The sequence below is a fragment of the Streptomyces flaveolus genome (genome assembly GCF_044765825.1).
In the GTDB taxonomy this organism is placed as follows: domain Bacteria; phylum Actinomycetota; class Actinomycetes; order Streptomycetales; family Streptomycetaceae; genus Streptomyces; species Streptomyces flaveolus.
This window is the reverse complement of sequence record NZ_JBIWKU010000003.1, coordinates 238409-253755: the sequence shown is the minus strand read 5'-3', so window position 1 is coordinate 253755 and position 15347 is coordinate 238409. Positions and strand designations below refer to the sequence as shown.

At 72.5% G+C, this 15347-nt stretch carries 16 protein-coding genes; 11 read left to right on the top strand and 5 right to left on the bottom strand.

Annotated elements, in window-relative coordinates; genetic code table 11:
- Window positions 1-147: 147 nt before the first annotated feature.
- Window positions 148-390, bottom strand: coding sequence for a mycoredoxin (locus ACIRG6_RS10685; protein ID WP_077801084.1), 243 nt, complete (start codon window positions 388-390; stop codon window positions 148-150).
- 166 nt (window positions 391-556) lie between these two features.
- Between ACIRG6_RS10685 and ACIRG6_RS10680 the strand changes: the two genes are divergently transcribed.
- The 4 genes from ACIRG6_RS10680 (at window position 557) to ACIRG6_RS10665 (ending at window position 4123) form a co-directional block, all read left to right on the top strand.
- Window positions 557-2755 (top strand): ATP-dependent DNA helicase UvrD2, encoded by a 2199-nt coding sequence (locus ACIRG6_RS10680; RefSeq protein ID WP_403322060.1) that lies wholly within the window; start codon window positions 557-559, stop codon window positions 2753-2755.
- 165 nt (window positions 2756-2920) lie between these two features.
- Window positions 2921-3253, top strand: a complete 333-nt coding sequence (locus tag ACIRG6_RS10675; RefSeq protein ID WP_364675837.1) for a hypothetical protein — start codon at window positions 2921-2923, stop codon at window positions 3251-3253.
- 172 nt (window positions 3254-3425) lie between these two features.
- A complete protein-coding gene (locus ACIRG6_RS10670; RefSeq protein WP_403322058.1) occupies window positions 3426-3803 on the top strand; it encodes a WhiB family transcriptional regulator in 378 nt (125 codons plus the stop codon).
- The gene (locus ACIRG6_RS10665) at window positions 3800-4123 is read left to right on the top strand and encodes a hypothetical protein (RefSeq protein ID WP_350714579.1); all 324 of its coding nucleotides are present in this window, start codon (window positions 3800-3802) and stop codon (window positions 4121-4123) included. The genes ACIRG6_RS10670 and ACIRG6_RS10665 overlap by 4 nt, the downstream gene beginning before the upstream one ends.
- 107 nt (window positions 4124-4230) lie before the next feature.
- Here the strand turns inward: ACIRG6_RS10665 and ACIRG6_RS10660 are convergent, their stop codons facing one another.
- Both ACIRG6_RS10660 and ACIRG6_RS10655 read right to left on the bottom strand, forming a co-directional pair.
- Window positions 4231-5631 carry an ABC1 kinase family protein gene (locus tag ACIRG6_RS10660; protein ID WP_364820204.1) on the bottom strand — a complete coding sequence of 467 codons (1401 nt, stop codon included), beginning with the start codon at window positions 5629-5631 and terminating at the stop codon, window positions 4231-4233.
- Window positions 5624-6838 carry a TOMM precursor leader peptide-binding protein gene (locus ACIRG6_RS10655; RefSeq protein ID WP_403322054.1) on the bottom strand — a complete coding sequence of 405 codons (1215 nt, stop codon included), beginning with the start codon at window positions 6836-6838 and terminating at the stop codon, window positions 5624-5626. Before ACIRG6_RS10655 ends, ACIRG6_RS10660 begins: the two co-directional genes overlap by 8 nt.
- Before the next feature lie 234 nt (window positions 6839-7072).
- Here ACIRG6_RS10655 and ACIRG6_RS10650 point away from each other — a divergent pair, with 234 nt between their 5' ends.
- The 4 genes from ACIRG6_RS10650 (at window position 7073) to ACIRG6_RS10635 (ending at window position 10959) form a co-directional block, all read left to right on the top strand.
- A complete protein-coding gene (locus ACIRG6_RS10650; RefSeq protein ID WP_189228760.1) occupies window positions 7073-7669 on the top strand; it encodes a M48 metallopeptidase family protein in 597 nt (198 codons plus the stop codon).
- A gap of 134 nt (window positions 7670-7803) precedes the next feature.
- Window positions 7804-9492 (top strand): TerD family protein, encoded by a 1689-nt coding sequence (locus ACIRG6_RS10645; protein WP_403322052.1) that lies wholly within the window; start codon window positions 7804-7806, stop codon window positions 9490-9492.
- Between the two features lie 13 nt (window positions 9493-9505).
- The gene (locus ACIRG6_RS10640; RefSeq protein ID WP_030974882.1) at window positions 9506-10186 is read left to right on the top strand and encodes an AIM24 family protein; all 681 of its coding nucleotides are present in this window, start codon (window positions 9506-9508) and stop codon (window positions 10184-10186) included.
- A gap of 17 nt (window positions 10187-10203) precedes the next feature.
- A complete protein-coding gene (locus tag ACIRG6_RS10635) occupies window positions 10204-10959 on the top strand; it encodes an AIM24 family protein (protein WP_364675824.1) in 756 nt (251 codons plus the stop codon).
- Window positions 10960-11019: 60 nt separating this feature from the next.
- Here the strand turns inward: ACIRG6_RS10635 and ACIRG6_RS10630 are convergent, their stop codons facing one another.
- Window positions 11020-11535, bottom strand: coding sequence for an NUDIX hydrolase (locus ACIRG6_RS10630; protein WP_364675822.1), 516 nt, complete (start codon window positions 11533-11535; stop codon window positions 11020-11022).
- Window positions 11532-12977 carry a zinc-dependent metalloprotease gene (locus ACIRG6_RS10625; protein ID WP_350714594.1) on the bottom strand — a complete coding sequence of 482 codons (1446 nt, stop codon included), beginning with the start codon at window positions 12975-12977 and terminating at the stop codon, window positions 11532-11534. The genes ACIRG6_RS10630 and ACIRG6_RS10625 overlap by 4 nt, the downstream gene beginning before the upstream one ends.
- 192 nt (window positions 12978-13169) lie before the next feature.
- On the opposite strand from ACIRG6_RS10625, the gene ACIRG6_RS10620 reads away from it, so the two are divergent.
- The 3 genes from ACIRG6_RS10620 to ACIRG6_RS10610 all read left to right on the top strand — a co-directional run bounded on the left by ACIRG6_RS10620 (window position 13170) and on the right by ACIRG6_RS10610 (window position 15303).
- Complete coding sequence (locus tag ACIRG6_RS10620; protein WP_189228755.1) at window positions 13170-14291, top strand: SDR family oxidoreductase; 1122 nt, start codon at window positions 13170-13172, stop codon at window positions 14289-14291.
- Between the two features lie 98 nt (window positions 14292-14389).
- Window positions 14390-14848: a molybdenum cofactor biosynthesis protein MoaE gene (locus tag ACIRG6_RS10615; RefSeq protein WP_318214352.1), complete on the top strand. Its 459-nt coding sequence runs from the start codon at window positions 14390-14392 to the stop codon at window positions 14846-14848.
- Window positions 14849-15138: 290 nt separating this feature from the next.
- The gene (locus tag ACIRG6_RS10610; RefSeq protein WP_318214353.1) at window positions 15139-15303 is read left to right on the top strand and encodes a hypothetical protein; all 165 of its coding nucleotides are present in this window, start codon (window positions 15139-15141) and stop codon (window positions 15301-15303) included.
- Window positions 15304-15347: the final 44 nt, after the last annotated feature.

Here is a 15347-nt window from a genome sequence, read left to right as displayed (position 1 = left end):
CCCGCCCCCGGCAAGCGCGCGCGGGCCCGCCTGCAGCGCGCTGTGGACGGCCACGCGCCGGCCCCCCGGGGGCTTCGCGCCCCCCGCCCCCGCCGGGGGGGGGGCCCCCCCCCCGGGCCCCCCCCCCTCTGTCACGGACCGAGCCGCTCAGACGCCGATCTTCTGCTTCACCTGTGCCAGCGACGGGTTCGTCAGCGTCGAGCCGTCGGGGAAGAGCACGGTGGGAACCGTCTGGTTTCCGCCATTCGCCTTCTCCACGAACGCGGCGGAATCCGGGTCCTGCTCGATGTTGATCTCGGTGTACGCGATGCCCTCGCGGTCCATCTGGCTCTTCAGCCGACGGCAGTAGCCGCACCACGTGGTGCTGTACATCGTCACAGTGCCCGGCATGTCTCTCGCGCTCCTTCGGCGGCTCGGGGATGAGGTCGCAGGGGGTGAACGTCCGGGGCGGCGCCGCCATTCCCGGCGCGTGACGCTTGTCGCATCAGTACGACCATCGGTCCGTACCTGTGGACAACCGGCGCACCCGTCTCGTGCGACCTGGCAGCATGGCCATGTGACAGCAGCAACGCACTCCACCCTTTTCCCGCAGGTACCGGACTCGGCCGACGCGGTGCTCGAAGGGCTCGACCCCGAGCAGCGCGAGGTGGCCACCGCCCTGCGCGGCCCGGTGTGCGTGCTGGCCGGCGCCGGTACCGGCAAGACCCGGGCGATCACCCACCGCATCGCCTACGGGGTGCGCGCCGGGATCCTCCAGCCGTCCAGCGTGCTCGCCGTCACCTTCACCAACCGCGCCGCGGGAGAGATGCGCGGCCGGCTGCGCCAGCTGGGCGCGGCCGGGGTCCAGGCCCGCACCTTCCACTCGGCGGCGCTGCGCCAGCTCCAGTACTTCTGGCCGAAAGCGATCGGTGGTTCCCTGCCCCGGCTCGTCGACCGCAAGATCCAGCTCGTCGCCGACGCGGCCGCCGCCTGCCACCTGCGTCTCGACCGGGGCGAGCTGCGCGACGTCACCGCAGAGATCGAATGGGCCAAGGTCACCCAGACCGTCCCCGCCGACTACGCCCCCGCCGCGGCCAAGGCGGGCCGCGAGGCGCCCCGCGACGCCGCGGAGATCGCCCAGCTGTACTCCGCCTACGAAGACCTCAAGCGGGGGCGCGGCGTCATCGACTTCGAGGACGTGCTGCTGCTCACGGTGGCCGTCCTCCAGGACCGGCACGACGTCGCCGAGCAGGTCCGCGCCCAGTACCAGCACTTCGTGGTCGACGAGTACCAGGACGTCAGCCCCCTCCAGCAGCGTCTGCTGGAGCTGTGGCTCGGCGACCGCGACGACGTGTGCGTGGTCGGCGACGCCAGCCAGACCATCTACTCGTTCACGGGAGCAACCCCCGACCACCTGCTCGACTTCCGCAGCCGGCACCCCGGCGCGACCGTCGTCAAGCTGGTCCGCGACTACCGCTCCACCCCCCAGGTCGTCCGCCTCGCCAACGGTCTGCTCGCCCAGGCCCGCGGCCGGGCCGCCGACCACCGCCTGGAGCTGGTCTCCCAGCGCCCCGCGGGCCCCGAGCCCGTCTACACCGAGTACACCGACGAGCCGGCCGAGGCTGAGGGAGCCGCCCGCCGCATCCGCGAGCTCGTCGACTCCGGCGTCCCCGCCGCCGAGATCGCGGTCCTGTTCCGTACGAACTCCCAGTCCGAGACCTACGAGCAGGCCCTCGCCGACGCCGGCGTCCCCTACCAGCTGCGGGGTGCGGAGCGCTTCTTCGACCGGCCCGAGGTGCGCAAGGCCGGCAGCGCCCTGCGGGCCGCCGCGCGCTTCGGCGGCAACGACCACCTCCTCGACGACGCCGTCGACCTGCCCTCCCAGGTGCGCGCGGTGCTGTCGGGGGAGGGCTGGACACCGCAGCCCCCGGCGGGGTCGGGAGCAGTCCGGGAGCGCTGGGAGTCGCTGGCCGCCCTGGTCTCCCTCGCCCAGGACTTCGCCGCCGCCCAGCCGGGCGCCACCCTGAGCGACCTCGTCGCGGAACTGGACGAGCGGGCCGGCGCCCAGCACCCTCCGACCGTGCAGGGCGTCACCCTCGCCTCGCTGCACTCGGCCAAGGGCCTGGAGTGGGACGTCGTCTTCCTGGTGGGCGTCGCCGAGGGCATGATGCCGATCACCTACGCAAAGACCGACGAGCAGATCGAGGAGGAACGCCGCCTCCTCTACGTCGGCGTCACCCGCGCCCGCGAGCGCCTGCACATCTCCTGGGCGCTCGCCCGCTCGCCCGGCGGCCGCCCCAACCGCCGCCCCAGCCGCTTCCTCAAGGGACTGCGGCCCGGTTCGGCCCCGACCGGCGCCCGCACCTCCGCCGGCGGTCCGGGCGGTGTGGAGCGCGGCTCCGGGCGCGGCCCCGCGGCCGCCGTACCGCGGCGGACCCGGCGGACGCCGGCCCGCTGCCGGGTCTGCGGCCGCACGCTCACCGAGGCCGGCGAGATGAAGCTGATGCGCTGCGAGGACTGCCCGTCCGACATGGACGAGGGCGTCTACGAGCGGTTGCGCGAGTGGCGGGCGGTCCAGGCGGGGCGCAGCGGTCAGCCCGCGTTCTGCGTCTTCACCGACAAGACGCTGATGGCGATCGCCGAGTCCGTGCCTCAGGACGAGCACGAGCTGGCGAGGATCCCGGGGGTCGGCGCCCGCAAGTTCAACCGCTACGGAGCCGATGTTCTGGCCATCTGCGCAGGCCGGGACGTCACCGGGCTTGACGACGGAGACTGATCCGAACTCGTCGAAAAAATAGTTTGCGCATGCGCCGGGAATCCCCATAGGTTCTTGGTCACGGGGAACAGCGGCCTTCCCGGAGGCCCTGGATCCGTGCTGTACTTGCATATCCGCGGACCGGTTCGCACCGGTCCCCCGAGACGCCGAGAGGAGGCGAGCCCAGTGATCAGCATCAACATCAGCACCACCGCCGGTTCCACCGCCAAACTGACCGATCGCTCTGCCGTCTCCCTGCGCATGCTCGGCGTTTCCAACCCGGGCACCGGTCTGTCCGGCATTCGTGCCGTGCGTCCGGCGTCCGCCTCCGTTGCTCCCTCGGGCCTTCCCGTCCGTGAGCGCAATGAGCGACCGACCAAGGCACTGGAAGCAGCAGTAGTGGCACAGGCTCACGCCTATGCCTTTACGGCGACCGGTGCCGGATTCCGGAAGCAGACGACGCAGCACCACCTGATGTGGGCCTTCCGTGGGCCAGAACCCTGGAGTGATCCAGCCTGATCTCGATCAGGCCGGCGCCTTCAGGGCCGCGGAACCCCATCCGGGATCCGCGGCCCTTCTGTTTTCCCCGAACGGGGACGACAGCACGAAGGAGCCTCGGGACAAGAAAAGAACCCGGTACCAAGCCGCACCCGGCCGACCGGCCGGAACGACCAGACGAGGAAGACCAACCGTGCAACTCGAAGCGCACGCCCCGTCCGTACCGCCTTCCGACACGATCCCCAAGCCCGGCCTCACGGAGGACCCCACCTTGACCCCGCTCACCGCGCTCACCGCGCTCACCGCGCTCGACGACGCCATCGAGAACCTCGGCGTACCCGTCCCCTGCCGTTCCTACGACCCGGAGGTCTTCTTCGCGGAGTCCCCGGCGGACGTCGAGTACGCCAAGTCCCTCTGCCGCACCTGCCCGCTGGTCGAGGCCTGCCTCGCCGGCGCCAAGGAGCGGCGTGAGCCCTGGGGCGTCTGGGGTGGCGAGCTGTTCGTCCAGGGCGTCGTCGTCGCCCGGAAGCGGCCCCGTGGCCGCCCGCGCAAGAACCCGGTCACAGCATGAACATCACCGGAACGATCGACCGCCCCCTCACGCACGACCCCAAGAAGCAGGCCCCGATGAAGCCGTCCACCGACGAGATCACAGGCACCGCGCCCGAAGACTTCACCACCAGCGACGCGAAGGACTCGCGTCAGAACAGGACCCGAGAGATGCAACTCATCCCAGAAGCCCTGGCACGTGCGCATATGCACGAGCGCCTGCATGAGGCCGAGCGGGAACGCCAGGCCATGCGCCTGGTGACCGCCCGCCGGATGCAGCGCCGGGCCGAGCGCGCCTCGCTGCGCGCCCGGCGCGCGCTCGCCATGGCGGTCATGCAGTAACCCACCACACCCGAAGCGGTGGCCTCCGTCCAGGAGGCGAAACCTTCCCCGTGGGGGCCGGTCCGTCCGAACGGACCGGCCCCCACGGCGCGTTCAGCCCCGGCGGCTCACGCCTCCACGGCCTCCTCCACATCGTCCCCGTACTCCCCGAACTCGGCTTCGTTCTCGCCGGCGTCCTCGGGGACGAAGCCCACGAGCCACTCCTCCAGCTCCTCACGCAGCCGCACCGTCGCGCCCAGCTGGCACAGCACCCCGATGGTGCTGAGAGTCACCCGGTGGATCAGCAGATAGGCCGGAGGCAGGTTGAGCTGCTTGGCCAGCTGGTAGGCGGGGGAGCGGGGATCGGCGATCCGGGCCGCCTGGCTGCGCATCCAGCCGCGGGTGAAGGTGAACTCGTCGACCCGGGCGGGCTCGATGATCGGCAGGAGGTAGTCGAGGACGGCGTCGGGATCCAGCTCTATCGACTCCTTGACGAAGCCCTCCGAGCAGAGCATCTCGTAGACGCTCTCGGCCTCGCCGTCCAGCGTCATGCGCAGCGCCGCGCCGATGGGCTCCGGCAGCCCGCCCGGGAGGCGGTCGACCGTGCCGAAGTCCAGAACGCCCAGCCGCCAGTCGTCGTCGCCCTCCGGTCCGCCGGGCAGCAGCCGGAAGTTGCCCGGGTGCGGGTCGGCGTGCAGGAGGCCGGTGCGGGCCGGACCGGAGAACAGGAAGTGGGCCAGGAGCTGGCCGGCCCGGTTCCGCTGCTCCGGTGTGCCGTTCGCGATGATCTCCGACATCGGGATGCCGTCGATCCACTCGGTGATCAGGACCTGCTCGCACTCGTGGACCACGTCCGGCACCACGATGTCCGGGTCACCCGCGAACTCCTCGGCGTGGGCGCGCTGCGCCTGCGCCTCCAGGTCGTAGTCCAGCTCCTCGGAGACCCGGTCCTTCAACTCCGTGATCAGCGGCTTGATGTCCATGCCGGGCACGAGCGGGCCGAGGAGGCGGGCGAAGCGGCTGAGCTGGTTCAGATCGGACAGCAGGGCCTCGCCGGCGCCCGGGTACTGCACCTTGACGGCCACCTCGCGGCCGTCGTGCCACACCGCCCGGTGCACCTGGCCGATCGAGGCCGCCGCGGCGGGCTTGTCCTCGAACTCCAGGAACAGGTCGGGCCAGTCCTCGCCGAGCCGCTGCGCGAGCACCGAGTGCACCGTGCGCGTCGGCATCGGGGGAGCGGCCTCCTGCAGCTTGGTCAGCGCTGCCCGGTAGGGACCGGCGACCTCTTCCGGCAGCGCCGACTCGAAGACGGACAGGGCCTGCCCGAACTTCATCGCGCCGCCCTTGAGCTCCCCGAGCACCTTGAACAACTGCTCCGCCGTGCGCTGCTGGAGCTGCTGGCCGACGATCTCCGCGGACTCGCCCACGATCCGCTTGCCGAGTCCCCAGGTCGCCCGCCCGGCGAAGCCGAGCGGGAGCGCGGCGAGCTTGGCGGTCCGGGTGACCGCCTTCCGGGGAAGATCAGACATGCGCCCTCCAAGTCCCAGCCGGCCGCGCCGCTGCTGCCTCACGGCGGGCTTCGACTGACGGCCATTGCCCAGCCATTGTCGCGCGCCGACCCCCGTTCCCGGGGGTGTGTTCCTGCTTACCTTTCCGAGCGGCTCCGCACGGGCACGCGGGGTGGGGCCGGACCGGTCGGGTACGCCATCGCAGCGCGGGCAGCGCCACCTCCCAGCGCACGTCGGCGCTGGACGGTGTCCGGCCGTCGAGAAAGGCGAGGGCGTGGGCCGCCGCCAGCCCGGCGACGGCCGTGGCCAGCGTCATGTCGCAGGGGGGTACCTGGCGCTGCCGGCCGGAGCGCCACTGCGCGACCAGCCGCGGCCAGGTGGGGTCGCGGTCGGTGCGGTCCGCGTGCAGACAGCCGGCACAGCCCGTCTCGCCCGGCAGGACCAGGGGGCCGACGACGCCGGTTCCCTCCACGACACCGGCGTACAGGTGGGGCGTGCCCGATGCCATGAGCGAGTCGGCGTGGGCCGGATCGGGCGCGTGCGACGCGACGTCGTCGCGCGGGGCGAGGACCACCAGGGAGAAGCCCGGGCCGCCGTCCTCGGGCGGTGACGTGGGGACCCGGCGCGGCCGCCGGTCCGGGGCGGCCCGGCGCACGGCCCGGCGGGCGGCCTCGTCCCGGCGCTCGGCGACGGCCTCGGCCGGCAGCCCTCCCGGGGTGACGTCCCACGGTTCGACGCGTCCGGTGTCCCGCACGTCGACCTCGCCGACGCCGGCCGCCGACAGCAGGCAGGCCAGCACGGCGCCCACCCGGCCCGCACCCCGCACCCGCACGCGCATCGCGCGCCGGGCGGCCAGGTGCCGCATCGCGTCCCCCGGCCGGGAGGTCGTCAGGGACAGGGACGCGAGGTCGGGGCGGAGCCGGTCGAGGACCTCCTTCTTCTCCCGCAGGGCGTCGGCGGCAGGCCCGCCGCCCCGGGAGTCGTCGAGGAGCCCGGCCCCCGCCAGCCGCTCCACCAGCCGGTCGACATGGCCGTCCGGCAAGTCCATGCGGCGCCCCTCCTCGCGCAGGAGAGCCGGCCCGCGGGTGCCGTTGAGCAGGTCGAGGAAGCTGCCCGTCGCCGTGTCCACAGGGCGGAGCGTGAGCGCGTGCGCCGGCGTCATCCCGAACTGGACGGTGTTGAGATCGCGCCAGCCGCGCCTGAGCGCGGGCTTCACCATCGGATGCATGACAGAACCCCCGTAAGTCCTCGAACGTCCCCGTGCGCCGGCGGCGACCGGATGTGCGGTGGCTGTGCGGTCGGTCACCCGTCCGCCGGCGAGTGCCAGCATGCCCGGATCCGCCGCGAGGCGTCGAAAGTTGTCCACAGGTGGTGGGTGTTTGTCGTACAAGCTGTCGTGCGGATCGGCGCGGACCCGTCCCGGAGCCGGGACTTCCCCGTGTGCAGCGGGTAACGTCGGGGCGTGTCCGCCGACCCACTGCACCGCGCCGGAGCGCCCCAGCGCACGCCGACGAGTCCGCCGCCGAGCGGCACGGGGGCGAGCGCGATCGAGGTTCGCAGGAGCACCCGTCGACGCCGGACGGTCTCCGCGTACCGCGAGGGCGATCGCACCGTCGTGCTCATCCCCGCCCGGATGTCCGAGGCGGAGGAACGACGCTGGGTGAGCGTCATGCTGGACAAGCTGGCCGCCCAGGAGAGCAAGCGTGTCCTCGGCGACACCGAGCTGGCCGAGCGCGCCGAGCGGCTGTCGGCCCAGTACTTCGAGGGCCGGGCCCGGCCCGCCTCGGTGCGCTGGGTCACCAACCAGAACACGCGGTGGGGCTCGTGCACCCCGGCCGAGGGCAGCATCCGCCTGTCGCACCGCCTCCAGGGCATGCCGGAGTACGTCGTCGACTACGTGCTCCTCCACGAGCTGGCTCATCTGCTCGTCCCCGGGCACGGGCCCCGGTTCTGGCGGCTGCTGGAGGCGTACCCGCGGACCGAGCGGGCCCGGGGCTACCTCGAAGGCGTGGTCGCCGCCGACCGGCTGCCGCACGTGCCCGGCGCCAGGAGCGAGTGACAGGGCCGCGGAAGGCGTCCGGTACAGGCGGGCGCGGGTTCTGTACCGGCTCTGTACCGACATCGTCCGGTGTCCGGGTTTGCCGTTAGCCTGACGCGACGCACTCGGATTCGGATGGGGGACGGTCGTAACGCATGGCCAGGGAATTCCAACGCGGCCACAAGGCCAGGATCAGTGACCTCACCGCGGGCACGGATCTGTACGTAGGCGTGCAGATCTCCGGCCCCGGTCTGACCTTCGACATCAGCTGCTTCGGGCTCGACGCCGACGAACGGCTCTCCGACGACCGGTACTTCGTGTTCTTCAACCAGCCGAAGACCCCCGAGGAGTCCATCCAGCTCCTGGGTGCGCAGGCGGGGGACACGGAGTCCTTCCGCGTCACCCTGGACAGGATCCCGCCGCAGATCCAGAAGCTGTCCTTCACGGCGACGATCGACGGCGCCGGGCAGATGTCGCAGGTCGGCCCCGGATACATCCGGATCGTCGCGGGCGGCGAGGAGGTGGCCCGGTATCCGTTCAGCGGGGCGGAGTTCTCCACCGAGCGCGCGGTCATGCTGGGCGACTTCTATCTGAAGGACGTGTGGCGCTTCGCCGCCGTCGGGCAGGGATTCGACGGCGGGCTCGAGGCGCTGCTGAGGAACTTCGGCGGCGAGGTGGCCGAGGACGACGCCCCCGCGCCGCAGCAGGCGCAGCAGCCGCAGGCCGGTGCCGCCCCGGGGTTCGCTCCGCCCGCCCAGGCATCGGCGCCCCCGGCCTTCGGCGCCCCGGCAGCCGCCCCCGCCCCGGCCCCGGCACCCGCGCCGGCTCCCGCTCCGGCCCCGCAGGGCTTCGCACCGCCGCCCGGAAGCACGCCGCCCCCGGCGCCCGCGCCCAACGTGCACGCCGCGCCGACCATCATCGCGCCCCTGCACAGCCCGTCCGGCGGCTCCCCGGTGCCGCCCCCGGCCCCGGCGCCCGCGCCGTTCGGCCAGCCGGGTCAGCAGCAGCCGTACGGACAGGTCCCCGGCCAAACCGCCCCGCCGCCCCCCGGCTACGGCCCGCCCCATGCCCCCCAGACCCCGCCCCCGCCGCCCGGTTACGGCCAGCCGGACCCGCCCCCGGGCTACGGGCAGCAGGCACCGTACGGCGCCCCGCAGGCCATGCCCCAGGGTGCCCCGCAGGGCCCCGGTGTGGCCGCCGCGCTCCAGCAGTTCCGCGAGACGGCGCCCGGGCAGCGCTGGACCCAGCAGAACAAGAAGCTGGTCCGCGTCGACCTCGGCGCCGAAGGACAGCCCGTCCTCGCCCGGCAGGGCAGCATGGTGCTCTACCAGGGCAAGGTCGACTTCAGCTACAAGGGCGCCGGATTCGCCGGCCGGATCGTGGGCAACGCGACCGGCCAGGAGATGCAGCTGATGCGCTGTTCCGGCAAGGGCCAGGTGTTCCTCGCCGACAACTCGGCGATGCTGCACCCCATCGAACTCCAGGGCGACGCCGTCTGCGTCTCCGCCGAGAACGTCCTCGCCTTCGACGAGAGCCTCCAGTACGAGGTCCGCCGCATCGAGGGACACGGCATCCCCGGTGGCGCGCTGTTCACGATGCAGTTCCAGGGCACCGGCACGATCGTCGTCAAGACCCACGGCGTGCCCGTGGTGCTGCCGGTCACGCCCACGACGTTCGCCGACTGCAACGCCGTCGTCGCCTGGTCGGCCGCCGCCCAGGTCGTCGTCTCCAGCCAGGTGCGGATGCGCCGCAACTCCTACGCGGGCGACACGGGCGAGAGCGTCAACCTGCAGTTCCGGGCCGCGCCCGGCAATTTCGTCGTCGTCCAGCCGTACGAGATCTGAGGGAGAGCCCGACATGAACCAGCCGCTCGCGGGCTACGCCCCCGCACCGGTCACCGCCCGCATGGAGAACCACGGCAACCACATGCTGAAGGTCGCCATGCAGACCGGGAACGACCTCCTCGCGCGCGTGGGCTCGATGGTCGCCTACGAGGGCTTCGTCCAGTACGAGCCCAACCCGCCGGCCGTGCGCCAGATCGCCAAGGACTGGATGACCGGCGAGGGCGCGCCCCTGATGAAGTGCTCCGGCGACGGGCTGCTCTACCTCGCGGACTACGGCGCGAACGTCGTCGTGATCAACCTCAACGGCGACGGGATCAGCGTCAACGCCACGAACCTGCTCGCCTTCGACGCCCACCTCACGTGGGGCGTCGAGCGGGTCAAGGGACTGGCGAAGTTCGCCGGCCAGGGCCTGTGGAACACCAAGATCTCCGGCCAGGGCTGGGTGGCGCTCACCTCCCGGGGCAAGCCGATCGTCGTCGACTGCGGCGGTGGCGAGGACGAGACGTACGTCGACCCGGACGCGCTCGTCGCCTGGTCCCCGAACCTCAAGGTGAAGGGCAAGCGCAGCTTCAAGGCGCAGTCGCTGATCGGCCGCGGCAGCGGCGAGGCCTACCAGATGGCCTTCTCCGGTCAGGGCATCGTCGTCGTCCAGCCCAGCGAGGACAGCACCGACCGCCTCCGGGTCCGGGGCTGAGGGGGAGCCAGAACATCATGCAGAGCCCGCTTTTCGCCTACAACGACCAGCAGACCCAGGAACGCTGGAGCCTGCAGAACAAGCACATGCTCCGCGTCGCCCTGGAGGGCCACGACGACGTGCTCGCCCGCAAGGGCACGATGGTCGCCTACCAGGGCCTCGTCGAGTTCGACGCCGAGTACCAGAACAACAGCCAGTCACGCGCGCGTGCGCACACCGGTGAGGGCCTGGACCTGATGCGCTGCCACGGGCAGGGCACCGTCTACTTCGCCAACCTCGCCCAGTGCATCCACGTGATGGAGGTCGAGCAGGACGGCCTCACCGTGGACAGCAGCTACGTCCTGGCCATGGACTCCTCCCTGCACCACGAGGTCATCGCCGTCGACAGCCTGTACGGCATCTCCGGCTCGGGGAAGTACCAGCTCAACATCACCGGCCGGGGCAGGGTCGCGCTGATGACCTCGGGCTCCCCGCTGCTGATGCAGGTGACGCCCGACAAGTACGTCAACTGCGACGCCGACGCGATCGTCGCCTGGTCCACCGGTCTGCGCGTGCAGATGCAGGCCCAGACACACTCCTCCGGGGTGTGGCGGCGCCGCGGGACCACCGGCGAGGGGTGGGAGCTCAGCTTCATGGGCAACGGCTTCGCGCTGGTGCAGCCCAGCGAGCTGCTGCCGCCGCAGAACGCCCAGATCGGGTCGGGTCTGGCCGCGCAGTACGGCATGGGACAGCAGGGCGCCCGTGGCCAGAACCAGGGCAACGTCTGGAGCTGACCGCGCGACACGGCCACAGTCCGGTGAGGGGTGACCGCACACGCGGTCACCCCTCACCGGTCACAGCCGGGCGCGGGTGGCCTCCACCAGGCGGACCACCGACTCGTCGGCCACGTCCGCGACCTCGGCGTACGGGAACCAGCGCAGGTCGAGGGACTCGTCGCTGATCGCTTCCACGGCCCCCTCGGCAGCCACCGCCGCGTACTGGACGTCCAGGTGCCAGGCGCAGGGCGTGTGGTGGCGGTCCAGCCGCACGGGGCCGCCGGGCAGCAGGGTCAGTCCGGCGATGCCCGACTCCTCCGTGCCCTCGCGCAGGGCGGCGCGCGCCAGCGTCTCGTCGACCGGCTCGCAGTGGCCGCCCATCTGCAGCCACATGCGCAACTTCCGGTGCAGGGTGAGCAGCACCCGCCCGCGCGACGGGTCGATCACCAAGGCGCTCGCCGTGATGTGACCGTCCGCGCAGGCCTTCCACATGCCGTCCGGATGCGCCGCCAGATGGTCCAGGTAGACCTGACGCAGCTCGTCCTGGCCCTCGTGGCCCTTGAGGACCAGGACCGCGTCGTCGTGGAGGCTCACTCGGCGTCGTCGCCCTTGCCGTCGGCCTCGTCCTTGCCCTTCTCGTCCTTCTTCTTCAGGTCGGTCCTGCCCGCGGCCTCACCGAGCATCTTGTCCAGTTCGGAGAAGTCCAGCTGCTCGCGGTGCACGAAGCCGTCCGGGTCGTCCAGGTCGGTGGCGTTCGGCAGCATGTCCGGATGGGCCCACAGGGCGTCCCGGCCGTCCACACCGCGCGCGTCCGTCACGGACGCCCACAGACGCGAGGCGTCCCGCAGGCGGCGCGGGCGCAGCTCCAGGCCGATCAGCGTGGCGAAGGTCTGCTCCGCCGGACCGCCCGAGGCGCGACGGCGGCGCAGCGTCTCGCGCAGCGCGTCCGCGGAGGACAGGCGCGGCTTGGCGGCGGCGTGCACCACCGCGTCCACCCAGCCCTCGACCAGCGCCAGCGCCGTCTCCAGACGGGCCAGGGCGGCCTTCTGCTCCGGGGTGTCCTCCGGCTGGAACATGCCCTGCTGGAGTGCCTCCTGCAGCTGCTCGGGGTTCTGCGGGTCGAACTGGCCGACCACGTCCTCGAGCTTGGCCGTGTCGACCTTGATCCCGCGGGCGTAGCCGTCGACCGCGCCGAACAGGTGCGAGCGCAGCCACGGCACGTGCGCGAACAGGCGCTGGTGGGCGGCCTCGCGCAGGGCGAGATACAGCCGCACCTCCTCCTGGGGGACGCCCAGGTCCTTGCCGAACGCCTCGACGTTCGCCGGCAGCAGCGCGGCCTTGCCGGCCGGGCCCAGCGGCAGGCCGACGTCGGTCGAGCCGACGACCTCGCCGGCGAGCACGCCGACGGCCTGACCGATCTGGGTGCCGAACATGGCACCGCCCATGGAACGCATCATGCCGATCAGCGGGCCGGCCATGGCCTGCATCTCCTCGGGCAGCACGTCGCCCATGGCGGTGCCGACCCGCTCGGCGACCGGGTCGACGAGCTCACGCCAGGCGGGGAGGGTCGCCTCGACCCACTCCGCGCGGCTCCAGGCCACGGCGGAGCCCGCGCCGGAGGGCAGGGCGGTCGCGTCGTCCAGCCACAGATCGGCCAGGCGGACGGCCTCCTGGACGGCGTTGCGCTCGGTGGGGCCGACACTCGCGTCCTTCGTGCCGTCCGGGGTGCCCTGGGCGACCGTCTGGCGGGCGATCTGCTTGGCCATGTCCCAGTTCACCGGGCCGCCCTCATAGGAGAGCATCTGGCCCAGCTGCTGGAAGGCGGCGCCCAGGTCGGTGGGGTTCATGGAACCGAACATGGCAGCGAACGGGTTGTCCGCACCGGGGCCTCCAAGGCCACCGGCTCCGGACATCCCGAAACCGAACGGGTTGGCCGGTCCCTGACCACCGCCGCTCTGCTGGTCCTTCTTCTTGCCTTCGTCGCCGTCGTCCGGCTCCTCCGGCGGAAGGCCGAATCCGAATGGGGTGTCACTCACGGGGTTCCTCGGCTGGTAGGGCCGCCGGTTCTTTCCGGCGGCACGGCTGCCCGACATCACCACCCAGCGTAGACACCCGCGGCGGTTCGGGCCTCGGTGCTTCGCCGACTGACGGCCTGCGGCAGGATGGATGCCACCTGGTACGTACGCGTCACTCGCGCCCGTACTGAAGACAACCGCTGGAGACGCCCGGTGAGTTCCCCAGATCCGCAGGTTCGCGCAGCGCGAAACCAGTCAACCAGTTCCGCCGCCCCCGGCGCGCGCGGACCCGTGGTCGCGGTCACCGGTGCCGCCTCCGGCATCGGTGCCCTGCTCACGGCACGGCTGGCCGCGTCCGACGAGGTCAGACAGGTCGTGGCCATCGACGAGCGGCGCGGCGAGTGCGCGGACGCGCGCTGGCAGATCCTGGACGTGCGGGACCCGGCCATCGCCGAGAAACTGCGCGGCGCGGACGTCGTGGTGCACCTGGCACTGGACCTCGACCTGGAGACCGACGCGGCCGCCCGGACGGCTTACAACGTCCGGGGGACGCAGACCGTTCTGACCGCCGCCGCGGCGGCCGGAGTGCACCGCGTCGTGCTGTGCACCTCCGCGATGGTCTACGGCGCGCTGCCGGACAACGAGCTGCCGCTGTCCGAGGACGCCGAGCTGCGGGCCACGGCCGAGGCCACCGGGGTCGGGGACCTTCTGGAGATCGAGCGCCTCGCCCGCCGGGCGCCGCGCGCCCACCCGGGCCTGAACGTGACCGTCGTCCGCCCCGCCGTCCTGGTCGGGGGCATGGACACCGCGCTGACCAGGTATTTCGAGTCGCCCCGGCTGCTCGTGGTGGCCGGGTCGCGGCCCGCCTGGCAGTTCTGCCACGTCGACGACCTGTGCAGCGCTCTCGAGTACGCCGTCCTGGAGAAGGCCGAGGGGGAGCTGGCCGTCGGGTGCGACGGCTGGCTGGAGCAGGAGGAGGTCGAGGAGCTCAGCGGGATCCGGCGGATGGAGCTGCCGTCGGCCGTCGCGCTGGGCGCCGCGGCCCGCCTGCACCGGATCGGACTGACGCCCTCCCCGGCCGGAGACCTCGCGTACACGATGTACCCCTGGGTGGTGAGCGGCAGCCGGCTGCACGACGCCGGGTGGCGGCCGAAGTACACCAACGAGGAGGTGCTCGCGGAGCTGCTGGAGGAGGTCGCGGGCCGGCACACGGTCGCGGGGCGGCGTCTGGGGCGCAAGGACGCGACGGCGGCCGGGGCAGCGGGTGCGACGGTCGCGCTGCTGGGCGCGGCGGCGGTGGTCCGGCGGGCGCGGAAGGCCCGGCGGCGGATCTGAGGCGGGCGCCGTCCTGTAGGAGGCTCCAAGGCGGTACGCGCGGGTGCCGGGCGATGACGCTATTCCGTGCCGTGCGCACCGTGGGGCACGATGGGCGTATGGCATCCACGAACGACCACCCCGGTGAGCAGGCCGCCCCGGACCCCGTCAAGCTGATCGGCATCCGGGAGACGCCCCTCTCCGTGGACGAGGTCTTCCGGGCCGTCGGGGACGACGCGGCCGGCGGGACCGCACTGTTCGTCGGGACCGTCCGCAGCCACGACGGGGGCACCGACGTCGACCGGCTCGGCTACTCGTGCCACCCCAGTGCCGAGGCCGAGATGCGGCGGATCGCCGAGAAGGTCGTCGCCGAGTACCCCGTACGGGCGCTCGCCGCCGTACACCGCGTGGGGGACCTGGAGGTCGGGGACCTCGCCGTGGTCGTCGCCGTCTCCTGCCCGCACCGGGGCGAGGCCTTCGACGCCTGCCGGAAGCTCATCGACGACCTCAAGCACGACGTTCCCATCTGGAAGCATCAGACCTTCTCCGACGGAACCGAGGAGTGGGTCGGCGCGTAGCGCCGTCGTTGAGGGGTGGTGGTCGGGTGACGGGTGGGCGGGTCGGCGCGTAGCGCCGTCCGGGCGACGGGTGGGCGGGTCGGCGCGTAGCGCCGTCCGGGCGACGGGTGGGCGGGTCGGCGCGTGCTGACGGGCCCCGGCGCCCGCAGACCCTCGACCCCCTTGACGGCCTTCGCCGCCCACCTCGTGGCTCCGGTTGCGTAACCGGCCCCCCGGCGTGAGCGTTGTCACGGCGGATGGTTAATCTGCTGATCAGTCAGTCGCGGAGCTCATGGGGTTGGGAGGTCGGCATGGCGGCGCTCGCCTGGTTGCTGATTCCGCTGGTGGCCGCGGTAGCCGCGGGTCTGTGGGGAAGCTGGGCCAACCGCACCCGCAGGATCCGGGGCGACGGCCCCGAGCTCGACGGGTATGCCCGGTTCCGCGAGGCGATGGAGAAGTCCCGCACCGGAGCATGACGGGCACTGCCCTGACGGTGCTCCGACAGCCGCGTCCCGTAATG

Coding starts and splice junctions, on each gene's coding strand:
- ACIRG6_RS10685 (WP_077801084.1), bottom strand. CDS start 390: ATGCCGGGCACTGTGACGATGTACAGCACCACGTGGTGCGGCTACTGC.
- ACIRG6_RS10665 (WP_350714579.1), top strand. CDS start 3,800: ATGAACATCACCGGAACGATCGACCGCCCCCTCACGCACGACCCCAAG.
- ACIRG6_RS10660 (WP_364820204.1), bottom strand. CDS start 5,631: ATGTCTGATCTTCCCCGGAAGGCGGTCACCCGGACCGCCAAGCTCGCC.
- ACIRG6_RS10655 (WP_403322054.1), bottom strand. CDS start 6,838: ATGCATCCGATGGTGAAGCCCGCGCTCAGGCGCGGCTGGCGCGATCTC.
- ACIRG6_RS10645 (WP_403322052.1), top strand. CDS start 7,804: ATGGCCAGGGAATTCCAACGCGGCCACAAGGCCAGGATCAGTGACCTC.
- ACIRG6_RS10640 (WP_030974882.1), top strand. CDS start 9,506: ATGAACCAGCCGCTCGCGGGCTACGCCCCCGCACCGGTCACCGCCCGC.
- ACIRG6_RS10635 (WP_364675824.1), top strand. CDS start 10,204: ATGCAGAGCCCGCTTTTCGCCTACAACGACCAGCAGACCCAGGAACGC.
- ACIRG6_RS10615 (WP_318214352.1), top strand. CDS start 14,390: ATGGCATCCACGAACGACCACCCCGGTGAGCAGGCCGCCCCGGACCCC.
- ACIRG6_RS10610 (WP_318214353.1), top strand. CDS start 15,139: ATGGCGGCGCTCGCCTGGTTGCTGATTCCGCTGGTGGCCGCGGTAGCC.